The sequence below is a fragment of the Nonlabens sp. MB-3u-79 genome, assembly GCF_002831625.1.
Classification (GTDB): Bacteria; Bacteroidota; Bacteroidia; order Flavobacteriales; family Flavobacteriaceae; genus Nonlabens.
Genome location: NZ_CP025116.1, coordinates 2,664,251 through 2,682,218 on the forward strand (window position 1 = coordinate 2,664,251; position 17,968 = coordinate 2,682,218).

A 17,968-nucleotide genomic window follows, 5' to 3' on the forward strand; every position below is an offset into this window, starting at 1 on the left:
CTGGTTAGTTTTCTTTTACTAACTTGGTTTCAACAAACGCAAACAACTATAAAGGAACAGGTTAGAAACAATATTCAATATGAAATTCCATATTAAATCAATTCTTAAATATAGTACCTATTGCGTCATTGCTTTGATTGTATTGGCTTCTTGTAGTTCAAATAATACCATTAGTCAAGAAACAGATTTTTGTCTGAGTATTCACCGGAATGATAGTATATCACTTTCCAATGAGCTTAAAGACATTACAGGACTCATGGATACACTTACAGGTGTTTATGTGCTAGAAGACGGTAGTGGCTCAATGGTGGCCAGAGCCTGGCTAAGTGAATATGCAGAAAAGACCATTGATATACAATACTTCATTTTCTCAATGGATAACATTGGTCTTATTGCCTGTGATTATTTGATTCGAGCTGCTGATCGAGGAGTTCAAATAAGAATTATTGTTGACGACATAATGGTTGATGCCGATATTGAAGACATCTTATCATTTAATGCTCATGAGAATATTAGTGTTAAAATATATAACCCAGGTGTCAATTTAGGCAAGAACATTTTTGGCAAAATCAAGAAACTCACAACAGATTTTAGATCTGCCAACCAACGAATGCATAACAAAACCTTCACCGTAGATGGCAAAATAGTTATCACTGGCGGCCGTAATATCGCTGATGAATATTTTGATTATGATCATGAATATAACTTTCGAGATAGAGATATCTTATTGCTGGGTGAGGCGACAAAAAAAGTAAATACCTCTTTTAATGAATTCTGGAATAGTGAGTTAAGCAAGAATGTATCTGATATCGTAAAAAAAGATACTGATATCGTTTATACAGCAAATAGATTCGACAAGCTTCATGAATATGCATGTAACCCAGAAAATTTTTGGCCACAGGTGAGAGAAAGAATCGTGAACTTACCAGCAACATTTAATGCGATAAAGAAATCTAATAATCTAGTTTGGGTGGATGATGTTGAGTTCATTTCAGACATACCAGGCAAAAATGAAGGCAATAGTGGTTTAGGAGGTGGCGGAGTTTCAACTAGTGCTTTAATTGAACTGATTAAAAATGCCAAGTCATCCATTGATATTCAGACGCCCTATTTAATTACAACAGAGCTAAGTCGTAATTTATTCAGAGAAGCCGTAGAACGGGGAGTGAAAATTAAAATACTCACTAATAGTCTTGCGTCAACAGACAATGTTGAGGCTTTTAGCAGCTATCAAAGTGACAGAGAAAAATTACTGGGAACCGGAGTTAGCATATATGAATTTCGCCCAGATGCTGCAGAACGAACTAGAATAATGACCGGTGAACTTCAAGAAACCTTGGAACATCAACCAATATTTGGACTTCATGCAAAATCGATGGTTATTGATGGAAACACAACGGTTATTGGAACATTTAATCTTGATCCTAGAAGTGCCAATTTGAACACGGAGTGTATCGTTATTGTTCGCTCTGATAAAGTTTCTAGAGGTGTCTTAAAAGGTATGGAAACAGAATTTAAACCTGAAAACTCCTGGGAAATAACATTAGAATACAACCCAGATTCAGAGGTGAATAACTTGAAGCGTTTAAAAACATGGACAAGAAAAATAATCCCAAAAGCAATTTTATAAGCTATATATAACTCCTGCTAACCATGTATAGGAAGCTGTTGTAACTAATTTTGGAACCGAGAGATTCCCTTTGTTGTAACATTAAAACTTTTGCGTTGTCTTCATATTAAAAAATAAAATGAATATACTTCGAAGCCTTATTTTAGTTATCCCAATATTATGTGTTATTTCATGTGATTCCAATTCAAAGAAATCCTCAATAGCGAAAGTAGCTGTTGTCTTTCAAGAAGACTCTCTCAAATTTACGAAATCGCAAAAAGTTTTCATCCGTGAAGTGATAAGCAAATCAGAAAAGGAGGTTCGCAATCTTTTACCGAATCTACCAGATAGTATAAAAGTGATTGTTGAAGCTGTGGATTGGGACCTTGATATTGTTAATGGTGTAACTGGAAGGACAGAAACTAATCATCCACCTCTAGTCCTCGTTCAAATATCACACAATTACAAGGGTGGTGTAATTGAATCGGTATATCAAGGTATTAAGGCTACTGTATTTCACGAATTCCATCACTTGTCCCGCGGCTGGGCTATACAGGACAACAAATTTAGTTATGGAATCCCTAATGCCATGGTTAATGAAGGTTTGGCAGTTGCGTTTACAGAAATATATACAGGAAATATAAATGATGTAAACTCCTATCCTAAAGAGGCTGGTCGTTGGGTAAAAGAGATATTGGCACTTCCTCTAGATGCAGATTATGCTCAGTGGGTAATGGGTGAACACCCTGATGGAAGAACATATATAGGGTATCGAACTGGTAATTTTTTAGTGAGACGAGCGATGAAAAAATCAGGAAAAAGTATTTTAGAGTTAAGCGACCTGATGCCGAATGAAATAATTAAACTAGCTGGATACTAATGCTGCAAAAAAGGCTGTGTTATTTAAATGGAGCAATGACATCTCATTGTCTAAGAGGATCGTTATATAAATAATTTTAATTTTGCCTTTTATTTTATTACCTTTTATTCTCCTTTTTTTGGGCCATTAAAATAAGATAGCTTCAGAATATTACTTGCTTTTTAACCGGAAATGATCATATCTAATTAGTTGCCCAAACAAAAAAACTATACAAACACGTTGTACCCAATTAAAAAATTCAAGTTAGGTGGCTGTATCTTTTATAGTATCAAATGATAGTATCACAAATGAACCCACTTTGTGAAATAACATCTTCGATTTTAAAAGTAATCACCTCTATTTCTGAGAAAAGAGGGGAAGTAAAGGCTAATTTACTAAACAAACCTTCACCTAAATTAAGAAAACAGAATAGCATTTAAACTATTCACTCTTCTTTAAAAATAGAAGGAAACACACTTATAGAGGAACAAATAGCAGCACTTCTTGAAAACAAGAGAGTTATTGGTCCAAGAAAAGGTGTTCTTGAAGTTTTAAATGCAATTAAAATCTATGAAAACTTAGAAGGATACAAGCCTTCTATTGAAAAGTCCTTTTTAAAAGCTCATAAAAGTTTAATGGAAAGTCTAATTGCAAATACTGGAAAATATAGAAATCAAAGTGTAAGAATTGTAAAAGGTTTAAAAGTGGAGCATATAGCGCCCTCTTTTGAAAATGTCTCATACTTAATGAAAGACCTTTTTCTATAGCTGCAGAAATCAGACGAAATGGAATTTATTTATCCATTTTCAGATGGAAATGGAAGAAAGGAACTGAATTAGGTTTATTTGAAAAACAAGTAGAAAAAATAAACGATTTATCGTCTAAAATAACTGGCACAACAAAGAAGTATATAAAAAAACTCAAATTCGTTCTATTACCAAGGCTTAGGCATTTATGGAAAATAAATAATTAGGCTTGTGTATTATCTGTAAAGTAACTGTTTATTTTCTGCGTTACTTTTCTCTAACCTTTTTATTCCTAAAAGTAGCTCTAAAAATATAATGGATTACTCTTTGTTCAAAACGGATGCACTTTAAGTAGCTAGTGCTATTGACATTAAAGATTGCAAAACGGTACAGGTTTAACAAAAATGAATTGTTACTGCGATGACTTTAAAGATTACTTTTACTGTAGGAGAATATAATGCCCCAAAGAACGGAAGTTTTTTTTTACCAATGATATAATAAAAATCGGAATGTTTTTTTTTGATTGTTAAAACATTAAAATGGAAATTAATAATTCAAAAGTCCTAATCACAGGAGGAAGTTCTGGCATAGGCAAAGAAACCGCAAAACAATTTATTGCTAAAGGTGCTAAAGTTGTAATTACAGGAAGAGATGAGAACAAACTAAAAAGAGTAGCTGACGACATAGGAGCAATTCCATTATTATTTGATATTAGTGATTTAAAATCAATAGCACAAAAGGCCAAAGAGGCCCTTTCTCTCTTAGATGGGAAAATTGACACTTTAGTGAATAACGCCGGTATTGGCGCATTTCCTGCACTTGGCGACATCACTGAAAACGACTTGCTAAGCGTTTACAACACTAATGTGTTTGGCATGGCCTTGTTAACTCAAGAGTTATTGCCACAGTTTAAGGAGCAAAGCTCAGGCAATATTATAAATATTGGAGGAACCGCTAGCCAAAAAGGTTTTGCACAAGGTTCCGTTTTCGCCGCATCAAAGTTTGCAGTTAGAGGTATGACACAATCTTGGCAGGCTGAATTACGAAAATATAATATTCGAGTAACTTTAGTAAACCCAAGTGAAGTTACAACTGCATTTACTTATCGATCGCGAGAAAATCGCGAAGAACGTAAAGAACAATCCAACAAGCTAGGATCAGAAGATATTGCACACACTATTATATCAGTTGTAGAAATGCGCAACAAAGGCTTTATTCCCGAGGTAACGGTTTGGGCAACAAACCCTTTTGAATAAGTACACCTATTTTTATATGGTGAAAAATAATTCCAACAAATCAAATAGTTTATAACTGCTGAAAATAAAATAAGTGAATATTTGATTTACATATTTGGATAAATTGTACTCGTAGTTATCGGTGTTTTTGATTGCTCTCTCATTAAATAATTAGACTACACAAAGAAAATATTCAATGTATTGCTTGGAATTCTTAAACTAAGGAGACAGAATCTTAATTCAAATATAGAAGACATGAAGGATAACATTAAATTCTATAAGATTAAACAACAATCGATAAAAGAAATTATTGCTGCTATTGACAATCCTTCTTGCAAAAATGATTCTTTAAGTTTTTACTATGCAAATTGAGGTTTTTATCCTTTTTTTATTGAAACAACTTCATCGTATGTCATAAGCTTAATGCTCTGTTTTGTTCTTTCTAGTTGATATCTAAATTTACAGAGAATCAAACTTAAGACGTGTATAATTAATGTCTTGTTTTAGCTTCACTCGTGTTAGTTCCTAGTTGGCTTGCATCTTATTTTCCTTCGGAAAATCCTTGCGCACAAACACTCAACTTTCCTTATACATATCCCTTAGGCTAAATATAAAACAAACTGCCCATGTCTTTAATATTCCTGACTTTGACTTTTAGATCTGTTCAAAAAAAATGGAAAGGTGAAGAAGGAATTAAGTATGATACTGATCATACACTAAATACTGAATTAGATGCTATTAAACCGAAGAAAAGGCACATTGCTATACCAAATCAAGCAACTGTATATAGGAGTAGGTTAAAGGCTTTAGAATTGCGTAACAAAGCAAGAAATAGCATAGGAAATAAATTGAATATGCATGATTTTCATCAAGTGGTTATTTCGCATAAAGCTATTCCTTTAAGTGTTTTAGAAGACTTTGTGGACGTTTCATTGCTGCCAAAAATTAAGATGAATGAGTCTTCTTAAAAAAGACGACACCTATAAAACGATTCCTTCAAGTAAAGAAAACCTAGAGCTTCATGTTATATAAAATACATGAATTATGTTTAAAGGGAGAACACAATAGGGTGACTTGCAAAAAACAAACGACTCCCCTTGGTACTTGTTATTTTAATAGGGTAAAATAACAAGTAGTACCTACACCTAATTTTGATTTCAGCCATATTTTACCTCCCAGAGAAGTAATGATCTTTTTAACAATGAATAATCCAAGACCTGAAGAGTCAGCACTCGTATTTAATTTTTTATACGCATCAAAAACAATGTCAACATGTTCTTTATCAATACCTAGTCCATTATCTTTTATAGAAAACAGAAACGAATCACTTTGCTCCTTGCAACCTATAGAAACATAGCTATTTTTATTCTTATCTCTATATTTGTAGCAATTTTCAAGTATGTTTTCAAATATTTGCCTGGCTTTTACTTCATTTATTTTTAAGTCGGGTAGAGTGTCTACTAAAGAAATCTTAAAATCATTTTCGCGATTTTTATTTAGATCCTTGATGATGGATTCAACCGTAGGCTGCAGATTACTCAATTTTTCTGTGTTGGTCGTTCTAATTTCAGAATAGTCTAATGTACTCGTAATTAGCTGGTCCATATTTAAGATACACTCTTCCACAGTTTCCATGTAGGTTATGGCATCTTCAGATAAATGGTCTGCAAGCTCTTCACGAAGCCAATAAATAGAAGAAGAAATATTCCTTAAAGGTGTTTTAAGATCATGGGAAACCACGTGTGCGTAATGAGATAATTCATCATTACTATCAATTAAATCGACAATTAATTTATCAGCCTTCACTTGCAATGTTCTGAATTCTGAAATATCAAAATGAATGTTTATTGACCCAATATCTTCACCGTTAATATTTTTATTATTAGCATAATATACGAGCCATTTTTTAAGATCGCCTTTTTTAGTGACAATTTCAATTTCATGAGCCTCATCAGTTTTTAATCTTTTATTTAATTTTATCTTTTTGTCTTTTAAATATAAATCTGTTTTTCGTCCTATAAGATCTTCACTAGTATATCCAGACATTTTTAGAAAAGCATCGTTAGTAGTTAAAATCTCCTCTTTATTATTGATTTCCAAAAGACCTAAGTTCATTTTTTCAATAATTCTTTTGTACTTTTTATTTTGAAACTCTAAACTTTGGTCATAGTTTATTTTTAAGGTAACATCCTTGTAAGACCAAACATGACCTACTATTTTAGAATTATTAATAATTGGAGTGTAATCTCTGGACAAATACCTCCCATCTTTTAATTCAAGAATTTCATCCAAGTGAACCTTCTTTTTTAACAGTATTTCATCAATTCTTTTCATGAAACTGTTTTCGGTAACAAAAAGGCTTTTAGAACTTTCTGCAGCTAAAATGCAGTCCATACCGATTAGTTGACCAAGAGCCTCTTGAGGAATACCAAATAATTTTAAAAAGGCATGGCTAACATGTTCTATGTGTCGATCAGCAGATTCAATTACTTTAGCGTCAGAAAAGCTCGAAAATATAATTGCTAACCTGCTCTGAATCTCTGATAATTCTTGCTGCTTTTTTGACTTTTCAAGTTCGTGAATAGTGTTTTTTAGATAAATACTAATTACACCAGCAACATGTGTTAACGCGCTTAATTGGACTTTTTTAAAAAAATTTTTCTTAGGATGTTCCGCATCAATTATTCCAATCAACTTGCCATCCAACAAAATTGGAACTGTAATTTCAGAAAGACGGACCAGATCATCAGCTATATATTTTTCATTCTTACTGGTGTTTGCTGTAATTATTCCTATTTTACTTTTTGCAACACTACCAACGATACCTTCACCGATTTTAATCTTTAATCTGTTTTTTATTTTTTTATCGTAATCTAGTTTTTGATTAATAGCGGCCATTTGAACCAGTTCATTATTGATTACCGCATAAAACACGCAGTCATTAGTACCTAAATATTCGGCAACATGTTTAACGAGCTCTCCAGAGATACTCAAAAGATCTGCATGTTTTAATAGATCTTCTACCAATAAAGTTTCAAAGGCTAAAACCTTCCGATTTTCTTTAATTACTCCTTCTCTTAGAGTCTCCTTAGTGACGTCCCTAACTATGGCTTGATATGCGTAGGGTTCATTTTTGGTATTATATAAGATTTGAGATTTAATCGTTATATATATTTTCTTTCTTTTTCTATTTATAAAGTCATATCGAATAAGTTCATTATTGCCGTTAGACACCGAACTTTCAAATAGGGCTTTAAGCTTCTTTTTAATGTTTTTTCTAAATTGATTTATACTCTCGGGGGTTTCGTTTTCGTTAACGCCAATTAATTTTTTACCCTCCTTGTTCATTTTTAGAATAGTACCATCAAAATCAACCACAAAGAAAGCATCCACTAAATTTTCAATAAGATCTTTTTGAAATTCTTCTTCATTCAGCAGGCTGCTTTTAAGAGCAATATTGTCTAGATAGAGGTCTCGAATTCTATTTTCAATGAATCCCTCAGCAATTTCTTTTGCTTTGCGTTCTCTTTGGAGAGCTCTATTTAGGACGTCTATTTGGTCAGAATTGGAAATCACAGTAGTTTATTTTTAGATATGTTTATGTATAAACAATAAAACAGGAATGTCTGTATTAGACGTCATGGCTACCTTAATAACTGAATATCAAATTTTACACCCTCCCTTTTATCAAAGGAATCATCCACCAAAACAGAACCTTTAACCTTAAAATGAACTAATGTCGCTTTTATTAATCCAATAGCAAAAAAGGTCAACCCCTTAGAAGAGTTATAGATTAGAGCAAGCCTGTTGTCAGTTCTATCGGTAACACAAAAAGTTGGCAGATCTGCATCATCATATAGTTTTTTCACTTCAATATGAATGTGATCTTGAATACCAGCGAGTAAATCTAATGGATTGGAATATGTTTCGATTATATAAGAATGTTTCCCGATAAGATATGGAAAAACAAAAGCGCCAAATTGCTCTAATAGAATATCTGGGTGAGTATCTGTTCTTTTAGACACATAGGTTAACATGGTCACTAATTCATTAAATTCATACTTGTTAAATGCACTATAAACACCTCCAGACGGTAAATTACAGCTCAAAATCATGTCATCGATGAGTTGAAGATCGTGAGTTTTTTCAATAAAGTCTAAAAAATTAGTAAACATAAAACCTTTCATTTGTTCCCTTTAAATTGATTGTTCCAATAATTTGCAATGCAAATAATATTCTCCATGAAAACTTTATAATTAACATCTTTAATGTAATAACCACATATGCCTTGGGCTTCACATTTAATATAATCATTATCGTTTGAGCTTGTCGTATGAATAACCACAGGAATCATGTGCAGTATCTTATCTTTTCTAATTATTGATAAAAGTTCTAAACCATCCATAACAGGCATGTTTAAATCAAGTAAAATAAATTTGGGTAAATCCGTGTCGTTTTTTGCACTGGATAAAATATCTAAAGCTACTTGTCCATTATTAGCAACGACAATATTTATAGGTGCTAGAAATTTTTCCAATATTTTTTTTATTCCTAAGATCGTAATCTTATCATCTTCTACTAATAACATTTTCATAATTTCCTTGATAAAGTTAGGGCCTCATCTTTTCAAGAAACAAGATTATTAAATGGATATTTAATAGTCCTTGAATCATTAAAATAAAAAAAATCCTGTTCATTTATTAATATCCTCTTTTTTATTTTCTTAAGGAATCAGAGGTGTTTACTATAGGTTCATCATCCCTAGAACAACTATACAAAATGTCGACAAGTAAATTTTCTTTTGTTAAATATAGGTTTTTTTAACGAATAAAAGGGGGACAATGTTATAAATATAGTGTAGGAAAATACTTCAGTTAAAAGCATCAACTTGAATTCTAAATCTGCTGAAACAGGATACAGCAGAAGTAAATTTGACTCATTATTAATGAATCAATGCAAAAAACCTATTAGAAAATTTGGTTACTCAATAGCATCGGATATTTATAAGAAATTTGAATTTAGAATACATAATTAATTGGAGCTTTTCAAAAACGATACCATCTTAAAAAGAAGTTTCCTACATATAATTGGAGCCTTTGGGAAATAAAAAAAATGGAATACTAATAAAAAGAAAAGAATATGGAATTAAAAAACTCTTTTATTTACTAATCGTTAAAGGAACTCATGCGTATAATCGCTCAAAATAATACGCCTTTTTTTGTTGTTCCTTTAATATTTATTATGCCCGCTTTTGCTTAAAAATAAAATACAATACATTGCAAGCCATCAGTCCTAAAACGAGAGCATTGGGCACTTTAAACACATGAAGTCCAAAAACTATTAGCGCCATAGAAATACCATAAATTAATTGCTCATTCGCTTTATGCGGAGAGGTTTTAGGCTCAACGATTATAGCTGTTCCCATGAAAACTATCGCCAGCGCAAAAGAGGTGAAATTATCAGTGTATTCAGGAAAGAAAAAGCCAAACAATAGCGAAGGAATAATAAAAGCCAATGCCAAACGGTGCTTTCTAATTCTACCCACATTAAACAATAGAGATAAGCTAATAGGAACCAATGCAATAGGAACCAATTGACCAAGAATGGTGAATCGGATATCAATACCTGAAAAATCTAGAGGAGCTATCTCAATAAACGGAATAACCATAGCGATTAACGTAGTAGTACCTATTGCAAAAGCAATTGGATTAAATATGGTTTGCTTCTTATAGGTGATAAAAAACTTAGATATGTAAAGTAAAAATATAACCAGTATTCCACGAACAGGATCAGGATCTGCATGCGATAACATAAGTAGAATCAAGAAAGTGCTTATGAGAGCATGCTGGTACTTCTTCTTTTGTTTAGTGAGGTACTTAAACCCAAAAAAAAGAATACTAGAAATAACAAAAAGCAGTGCGCCTAATATTAAAAAGTGAGTCCCTGCACCTGCTCCATCATCTAAAAATACATCTGCTATTTTTAAGACAGATAAGATGATTAAAAAGATTAGAAAATGATCGTATGCTGTTAGGCTCCTAAATATTTTAATAATCAGTTTCATCTCATTAATTCTTTTAGATTATTGAAAATAATTGCCAAATGTCTGAAACGAACGATTCAGTTTATCAATAATTACCACTGCATCTTCTGATGTAGATGATTTTTGAAGTTCACTTACAAGCTCGAGATGAGGATGCAGCCATAGGTGCAATGCATCATGTGACTCCCCTTTCATAGTGCAACTAGCAATGAGCTTGTTGTTGTTTTCTTTTAACTCGGTTGCCAAAATTTTATAGTCTCCATTAGCATCTTTCTGAAAATCTATAAGCAATTGCTCAGATGTTATAATAAAAGGCCTCATTTGTTCATTGACCTTCCACTTTTGACCAGCATTAAGTTCAATGCCTAAGTTGAGAGAATCTGTCACAGATACGTTTTGCGTACTAGTCGCTTTTTTTGTTTCAGCGTTGTTACAAGCAAGTATGGAAAGCAATAAGCCAGTAACTAGAAAAGTTTTATAAGTAGTCATGTTATTTAATTTTAATTAAAGTAATAATATTTTTTAGCCTTTGAATACCTGCATCAACAATATCAAATTCAAAATTTGCCACACGCCATTTGAACATTTGAAGTCTCATTGCCCCCATTATTAAATGAATCAGCTCGTCTTCAGATAATATCGCCGTGAAATTTTTTGAGGTTTGGTTTTCCTTTATAATTGCCTTGATATGCTTATGTTTTGTTCTCATTAATTTATGAATGGCCATATTAATTTCTTGACTGCTTTCAAACAATCCATCAGAGAAAGTCACAACAGCAAAATGAGGGTTTTCTTTAAAGAACTTTAATGTGTCTTCAAATAAATGTAATAGCTTATTTTCAGGACTAGCATGTTCGGAATAAGATGCTGTATATATTTCGTCTAGTGTTTCGGTTAAGTACTGAAGCATTACCAATACAATTTTTTCTTTGCTTTTAAAGTGCCTGTAAATGGCAGCTTCAGAAAACTTCATTTCTTTAGCAAGATTCTTAATTGTCAAACCGCGAACTCCTGAAACACTTAAAATTTTTCCAGTTGCATTAATTATCTCTTGCTGCTTATTACTGATTTTTGTTTTCATCTTATATTTGTAAGTGAATATTCACTTACAAATATAAAGCATCCTTTTAATATGACATCTCGTTTATAAACAAATAATTTTTATTAGTAAAAAAAGCCTCTTAGAATATTGATCTTTTTTTTTAAAATAAGAAAACGCCGTGCAATAGTGTTCTTGACTAATAACTTATAAAGTGGTGTAAAGACTTCACCAAGTTGTCATAAAGTAAACGCCGTGCCTATTTGAAAAATCCGTTTCCCACATATATAATTTATTTTCAATGATGCTACTTTGAAAGTATAAAAGTTGAAACTAACTTATGAGATAACGTCATCTATTTTAAAATGAACCGCCTCTATTATAAAAAAGCAGGAGAAGCAAACGCTAATCTATTAAATAGACCTTCACATCAACTAAAAAGCGATTTAGAATAAAAAACATTTATTCCTCATTTAAAAATTAAAGGTAACACGCTTATCAAAGAACAAATAACAGCACTTATAGAAAACAAAAGAGTTATTGGTCCAAAAAAAGATATTGTTGAAGTTTTAAATTCAATGAAAATTTAGATAATTACAATTCATTTAATGAAAATATTTCTTCAGCGACTGCGAGTAGAGATTAAAAAAAGTAGTGGAATTAAATTTATTTGAAAAAACAAGAAAAAAATTAAAACAATTTACCTATTAAAAGTTCGAAGCACTAACGTGAATGATTTATTGCTACCACTCAACTACGTACGGAAATCCTCGCACATTTTCTATTCAGTTTGTATTTGCTAAATTCGATGCATAAAATACGCAACAAAACATATACAAATACTTTGGTGCCAATTAAAAAACTAGACCCCTATGAAAATATATTTTCTTTTATTTCTCCTCTGTACTTATTCTCCTCTTTCATTTGGACAGCTCAAAGAAAGTCAAGAAATTGATAATATTTTTAAAGAATGGAGTAAACGGAATGTCCCGGGAGGCGCCATAGGCATTATTAAAGACGAGGAGTTAAAGTACTCAAAAGGTTATGGCATTGCTGACCTGGAACACGATATAAAAATAAGTCCCTCCTCTGTTTTTAATATTTGTTCAATATCAAAAGAATTTGTTTCTTTTAGTCTGTTACTTTTAGAGGAACAAGGAAAGATAAACCTTGATGATACCGTTCAAACATACCTCCCAGATTTTCCAGAATACGATGCGCCACTGACTATTCGGCATTTAATAAACCATACAAGTGGTATTAGAGACGTTAAAAAATTAATACAGTTAAAAGGGAAAAATATTTTAGATAATTTAGAACCAGAAGAGGTTTATGCACTGATTAAGCATCAGAAAGCGTTGGAATTTTCGCCAGGTGACAAATTTGCATGGAGCAATTCCGACTACTTCATACTGTCAATGATTATTGAAAAAGTATCTGGTCAATCTTTAAAAACGTTTACTCAGGAGCATATTTTTGGTCCATTAGGAATGAAGAGCAGCCTTTTTTACGATGACAATACAGATCTTATTAAAAACAGGGTTTTTAGTTATAACAAGAAAAACGCAGAAGATGGTTTCGATAATGTGATCATGAGATTCCACCTTGTGGGTTCTTTTGGTGCATATTCAACCATAGAAGACTTGTTTTTATGGGATCAAAATTTCTATAACAATAAGCTTGGTAAAGGTGGCCAAAAAATCATCAAAAATATGCATGAAGAAGGACTGCTCAATAATGGCGAAAGCAGTGGTTATGCCCATAGTGTGAAGATTAACAACTATAAAGGATTAAAAACTGTTAGACATGGTGGTTCATTTGCAGGTTACCGATCAGTAATATTGCGATTTCCTGACGAGAAGGTTTCTGTCATTATCTTGGCCAACAGAGGGGACGCAAACCCATGGAAGATGTCCTATCAGATTGCAGACGTGCTTCTCAAAGAAAAATTTATTGCCGTTTCTAAAAAGACAGAAAATAGCACAGATAATAAAACAGACAATCATGACAGTAGCCATATAAAAGAAAAGTTCTCCCTTAACCAAATAACCGGAGATTACGAAATAGAACCTGGACGTCTTTTGAAATTCAATACCAAAAATGGTTCTCTACAATGCCTAGAAGGTTGTAGAGAACCTTCTTTGATGCTAATACACACGCAGGGTGCCACATATAAAGAAGCGAATAATTCTGATACGCAATTTGTTTTCTCAGGCTTAAACAATGGCCTCACTCAAAATATTACTGTTTCAGGCACTGGGTTTGAAATAACACTGAAAAGAAAAGAAAAGTTTGATTTTTCCAATCTAAACTTAGCAGACTATATAGGTGATTTTTATAGTGAAGAAATCGATGCTACACACCAATTCTTTCTAGAAGATGGTCAATTAAAAGTGAAAATTGCAAATAATGAGATACTAGTATTGGCGCCAAAGAACATAGATACCTTTTATTCTGATGGTTACTTCGTTCATTTTATGAAGACAAATGGAAAAGTAAGCGGTTTTAATCTTAAGGCAGGTTGGGTAACTAATTTGAAATTTAAAAAAAAATAACAGTTGCTAACAATATATATGGCGCATTAAAATGAGCCATATAAATAACCATTAACAACAACTTAAAAACCAATCTTACAATGACAAAAACAATTTTAATACTATTAACTGGTTTATTACTTTTATCCTGTAAAGATGAAAAGAACAAGAATGTTTCATTAGACGAAAATATAAAATCTGAACTTTGGGAAGATAAAACTCAAATCTATCTGCCTAATACTAGTCAATGGACAAATAGAGTTGAAATAGCCGATATAAATGGCGATAATATGATTGACCTACTCTTTGCTAATGGTGGAAATTATGCTGCACCAGGAGAACCAGAATTTAGTCGCGTTTTTATCAACCAAGGAGCAGATAAAAAGTTCAAGGAAATTACGAATCAAGTTTTTGAAGATTCCAAATTTCTGTCACGCGTCATAAAAGTTCGAGACATTAATAATGATTCAATACCAGACATTATTGTTGGAACCACCTACCAGACACAGACCCAATTATACTTAGGTCTTGGAAACGGAGAATTTAAAAACGTTACTTCTACACATTTACCACAAATAAATGCAAGTGTTGGTGATTTAGAATTAGGCGATGTAGATGATGATGGTGATTTAGATATTGTTTTATCAGATTGGGGAGCAGGCTCGAATATGGATAACCAAGGAGGTAGAACAATGCTTTGGATAAATGACGGTAATGGATACTTTACTGACGTAACTCAGACTCAAATGCCTGATATATTGATTCAATTTTCATGGGATTTAGAGTTCTTTGATTTTGACAATGATTTTGATTTAGACATCGCTATCTCTTGCAAGAGGTGCGCAACAAGCAGAATTTATGTAAATGACGGAAAAGGTTATTTTAAAGATAAACTACTTTTACCTTCATATACTAATAACTACGACTTCGAAATAATGGATATTAATAATGATGGTTTTCTAGATTTAGTTACGGTTAATGATGGACAAATAGTAATGGCTGACTTTGGTTCGAGAAGAGAGCATATATTTCTAAATAATAAAGGTGAAAAATTTATTGACGCCACAGATGAACTTTGGCAGGATTCAGAGAATATAGGAATGGACGATAATAATATTGTTTTTCTAGACTATGATTCGGATGGGGATCCGGATTTTCTAATAAGTTCCTTAACAGGTGAGGACAGATTGTTAGAGAATGATGGAACTGGTAAGTTCAAACTTATACAGCCGGTCCTTAAGGGAAGTCCTACACCGCTCACTCTTTCTATTGCATTGGGAGACATAAACAACGACAAGAAAATGGACATAATTATGGGACAAGGAGAAGGTGAAGAAGGAATCGAAGAGCGTATTTTTATTGGTAAAAACATAAATATGGATACAGCAAAACCTATTATTTCACATTTTAAAACTTATGAAAATATAGAAAGCGGAACTATAATTGCAAAAGCAAGAGTTCATGATAACAAAAGCCCCAATAAGCCACAAGATTGGAATTCCGTAGCATTAATACTGAATAAAAAGTCCAAACCAATTTCAATGACCTGGTATGGAGAAAACTTGTGGGTTGCTAGTTTTTCAAATACTCTAGAAGTGAATGAAATGAGAATATGTGCTACAGATTATAGCGGAAATAAAACATGCTTGCCAATAAAATAACAAAAAGGCAGCTGTCAACACCATTTATAATTTATTGCTAGTTCTCTCCTCCTTCTAAAAATCCTTGAAACTATTCATAGCAGAGATCTTAACGGTAATTCAACGCACATTAGGCGAGTTTAAGAATTAAAAATAATTATTTATACAAACAATCTTAAAACAAAACTCAAGTAAATGAACAAAGTAATCTTAATTCTTCTCTCATTTATTTATTTTAACAATACAAATGCACAACAAAGTACTGTTAATAAAGCACATCAAGTGACTTTTAAACTAAAAACAACAAGTCTGCCAATTAAATACTCCGTGGGTATAGGATGGTTTATTGGTCCTTATGCAGGTGATCAAAAAATTGAACGGTCTCTATTTCCCAAAGCCCCAAACACAGATGGGCTTTATCAACAAACCATCTCTTTCCCAGACTCTTTGATGGGTAAAACTATTACATATTGGTATGAAGCAGCCCATTACGAAGAGGAGACTTTTAACCGGCACTTTGTTCTTGATAAAAACAAAACACAGCAAAGGGCTGATAGTTGGGGATCTATTGACGGTTTGCAAGGCAAGGTGAAACCCACAACAATGCTCTTTGTAAAGCCTAATTCAGCTGAAGAGGACACTATGTTTACTGAGTCCTATATAGGTATTACTACAGATGGAAAGCCTATAGAAGACCTATACCCGATTAAAAAAACAGGCTCCTCCACAACTCCTATTAAAAATGCGGTCATCGCCTTTGTTGCATCGCTTACTAAAGAACAAAAATTAGTGAGCAATTTCCCGATAGCATCGGATGAATGGAGAAGATGGCACAATGTAGAGGGCTGGCCAAGAGCAGGTGTTTGTTATAAAGACTTAAATGCACTACAACAAAAACTAGCTCTTGCCTTTTTAAAAGAGAGTTTAAGTACCCAAGGACTACAAAAAGCAACAGATATTATGACAATGGAAGTCTATTTAGCAAGCTTGGTAACAGAAAACAAAGACTTAGGAGGCGAAAAATATTGGTTTACTTTCTTGGGAACACCTTCTGAAACAGAGCCTTGGGGTTGGCAAATGGAAGGACATCATATGATTATTAACTACTTTGTGCTAGGTGACCAAGTTGTAATGACACCCACATTTATGGGTTCTGAGCCAAATTTAGTCGAAACAGGCGACAACAAAGGGCTGCGCACTTTCGAAAAAGAAGAAAAAAAAGGTTTGGATTTCTATATATTGCTCAATAGAAACCAAAAAGAAAAAGCCAAAATTTTTAACAAGAAAGTGTTTGACCTTAACCAAACGGAAGCTTTTAAAGACAATGAAATTGTTCCTAAAAACGGAAAAAGGACAAATTGCAATGCTGATGAATGATCTATCTGCATATTTATTGCCCGATGTCAAAGAACCTATAGATCTGCAAACGGAGGCGATTATTCTAAATACACTAGCATCGCTTCATGCAAGTTTTTGGGAATCAACAGAAATAAAAAAAATAGATTGGCTAAGAACCCCTGAGCAGTATTTTGATGCTTTGGGTCCTGGGGAACATCTTACGGATTCATTTGCACCGCCACCTCAAAACATATTGGATAGCATGAATCAGGGTTGGGAATTAGCTTTTGATTTACTACCCGAAGAAATTAAATCAATGTTTTTGCAACCTAGTGAAAAAATAATAAAAAGGTGGAAAGACCTTCCCACTACTTTTTTGCATGGAGACACCAAGCTTTCCAACATGGCGCTAATGCCCAATAGCAGAATAGCGGCTTTCGACTGGGCATTTGCAGGTCAAGGTCCCTGTAGTATTGATCTGGGATGGTATATTGCTATAAACTCAACAAGGTTAGCCCGAACTAAAGAAGATGTAATTTTATTATACCGTACATTTCTGGAATCTCATTTAAATCAACCCATTGAAGAAGAAACTTGGCTAAGAATGGTTGACCTTGCAGTTTTTACCGGAGCAAAAATGTTGTTGTGGAATAAAGCTCTTGGTTACCGATCAGGAACAGAAAGAGGAAAAAGCGAATGGAATTGGTGGATACAAAAATTACAGATTGTAGTTGCGCATTCGAACTAACTGATCCAATAAATAAGATGGATGTAAAAAATAGCAGAGCACATGCTAAATTAAAAAGATTTATCCTAGAATTAAAAAATACTTATGCAAGTCCCTTTTGCAGGTAATTATATGGTTCTCGCCAAATAGAAAGTCCATTAAGATTTTCTATTCGGTTTATGTTTTCCAAATTAAAAG

At 32.9% G+C, this 17,968-nt stretch carries 14 protein-coding genes and 2 pseudogenes; 10 read left to right on the plus strand and 6 right to left on the minus strand.

All coding sequences use genetic code 11. From position 1 onward, the window contains the following. Nucleotides 1-79: 79 nt before the first annotated feature. From CW736_RS11835 to CW736_RS11855, 5 genes and pseudogenes are all read left to right on the plus strand, one after another. Nucleotides 80-1,630 carry a phospholipase D-like domain-containing protein gene (locus CW736_RS11835; RefSeq protein ID WP_101014320.1) on the plus strand — a complete coding sequence of 517 codons (1,551 nt, stop codon included), beginning with the start codon at nucleotides 80-82 and terminating at the stop codon, nucleotides 1,628-1,630. Nucleotides 1,631-1,748: 118 nt separating this feature from the next. Further along, nucleotides 1,749-2,489, plus strand: coding sequence for a DUF2268 domain-containing putative Zn-dependent protease (locus CW736_RS11840; protein ID WP_101014322.1), 741 nt, complete (start codon nucleotides 1,749-1,751; stop codon nucleotides 2,487-2,489). A 287-nt stretch (nucleotides 2,490-2,776) separates the two neighbouring features. Then, nucleotides 2,777-3,232: pseudogene (locus CW736_RS14370) on the plus strand (Fic family protein); the annotation flags it as partial. Between the two features lie 521 nt (nucleotides 3,233-3,753). Then, complete coding sequence (locus CW736_RS11850; protein WP_101014324.1) at nucleotides 3,754-4,470, plus strand: SDR family oxidoreductase; 717 nt, start codon at nucleotides 3,754-3,756, stop codon at nucleotides 4,468-4,470. 605 nt (nucleotides 4,471-5,075) lie between these two features. Further along, complete coding sequence (locus tag CW736_RS11855) at nucleotides 5,076-5,417, plus strand: DUF885 family protein (protein WP_101014326.1); 342 nt, start codon at nucleotides 5,076-5,078, stop codon at nucleotides 5,415-5,417. Nucleotides 5,418-5,556: 139 nt separating this feature from the next. On the opposite strand, the gene CW736_RS11860 is transcribed toward CW736_RS11855, so the two are convergent. The 6 genes from CW736_RS11860 to CW736_RS11885 all read right to left on the minus strand — a co-directional run bounded on the left by CW736_RS11860 (nucleotide 5,557) and on the right by CW736_RS11885 (nucleotide 11,573). Then, nucleotides 5,557-8,025, minus strand: a complete 2,469-nt coding sequence (locus CW736_RS11860; protein ID WP_101014328.1) for a PAS domain S-box protein — start codon at nucleotides 8,023-8,025, stop codon at nucleotides 5,557-5,559. A 68-nt stretch (nucleotides 8,026-8,093) separates the two neighbouring features. Beyond that, nucleotides 8,094-8,636, minus strand: a complete 543-nt coding sequence (locus tag CW736_RS11865) for a heme NO-binding domain-containing protein (RefSeq protein WP_101014330.1) — start codon at nucleotides 8,634-8,636, stop codon at nucleotides 8,094-8,096. Next, nucleotides 8,633-9,043 (minus strand): response regulator, encoded by a 411-nt coding sequence (locus CW736_RS11870; RefSeq protein WP_101014333.1) that lies wholly within the window; start codon nucleotides 9,041-9,043, stop codon nucleotides 8,633-8,635. The genes CW736_RS11865 and CW736_RS11870 overlap by 4 nt, the downstream gene beginning before the upstream one ends. A 645-nt stretch (nucleotides 9,044-9,688) precedes the next feature. Next, nucleotides 9,689-10,513: a hypothetical protein gene (locus CW736_RS11875; RefSeq protein ID WP_101014335.1), complete on the minus strand. Its 825-nt coding sequence runs from the start codon at nucleotides 10,511-10,513 to the stop codon at nucleotides 9,689-9,691. 18 nt (nucleotides 10,514-10,531) lie between these two features. Continuing rightward, entirely contained in the window at nucleotides 10,532-10,981 is a 450-nt protein-coding gene (locus CW736_RS11880; protein ID WP_101014337.1) for a hypothetical protein, read from the minus strand. A 1-nt stretch (nucleotide 10,982) separates the two neighbouring features. Then, nucleotides 10,983-11,573, minus strand: a complete 591-nt coding sequence (locus CW736_RS11885) for a TetR/AcrR family transcriptional regulator (RefSeq protein WP_101014339.1) — start codon at nucleotides 11,571-11,573, stop codon at nucleotides 10,983-10,985. A 285-nt stretch (nucleotides 11,574-11,858) separates the two neighbouring features. Between CW736_RS11885 and CW736_RS14375 the strand changes: the two are divergent. The 5 genes and pseudogenes from CW736_RS14375 to CW736_RS11905 form a co-directional block, all read left to right on the plus strand. Then, nucleotides 11,859-12,118, plus strand: a pseudogene (locus CW736_RS14375) (Fic family protein); the annotation flags it as partial. Between the two features lie 285 nt (nucleotides 12,119-12,403). Beyond that, nucleotides 12,404-14,086 carry a serine hydrolase domain-containing protein gene (locus CW736_RS11890; protein WP_101014341.1) on the plus strand — a complete coding sequence of 561 codons (1,683 nt, stop codon included), beginning with the start codon at nucleotides 12,404-12,406 and terminating at the stop codon, nucleotides 14,084-14,086. Nucleotides 14,087-14,166: 80 nt separating this feature from the next. Then, nucleotides 14,167-15,726, plus strand: a complete 1,560-nt coding sequence (locus CW736_RS11895; RefSeq protein ID WP_101014344.1) for an FG-GAP repeat domain-containing protein — start codon at nucleotides 14,167-14,169, stop codon at nucleotides 15,724-15,726. 174 nt (nucleotides 15,727-15,900) lie between these two features. Then, complete coding sequence (locus CW736_RS11900) at nucleotides 15,901-17,082, plus strand: DUF3500 domain-containing protein (protein ID WP_101014346.1); 1,182 nt, start codon at nucleotides 15,901-15,903, stop codon at nucleotides 17,080-17,082. Continuing rightward, nucleotides 17,075-17,791, plus strand: coding sequence for a phosphotransferase (locus tag CW736_RS11905; RefSeq protein ID WP_157810954.1), 717 nt, complete (start codon nucleotides 17,075-17,077; stop codon nucleotides 17,789-17,791). Before CW736_RS11900 ends, CW736_RS11905 begins: the two co-directional genes overlap by 8 nt. Nucleotides 17,792-17,968: the final 177 nt, after the last annotated feature.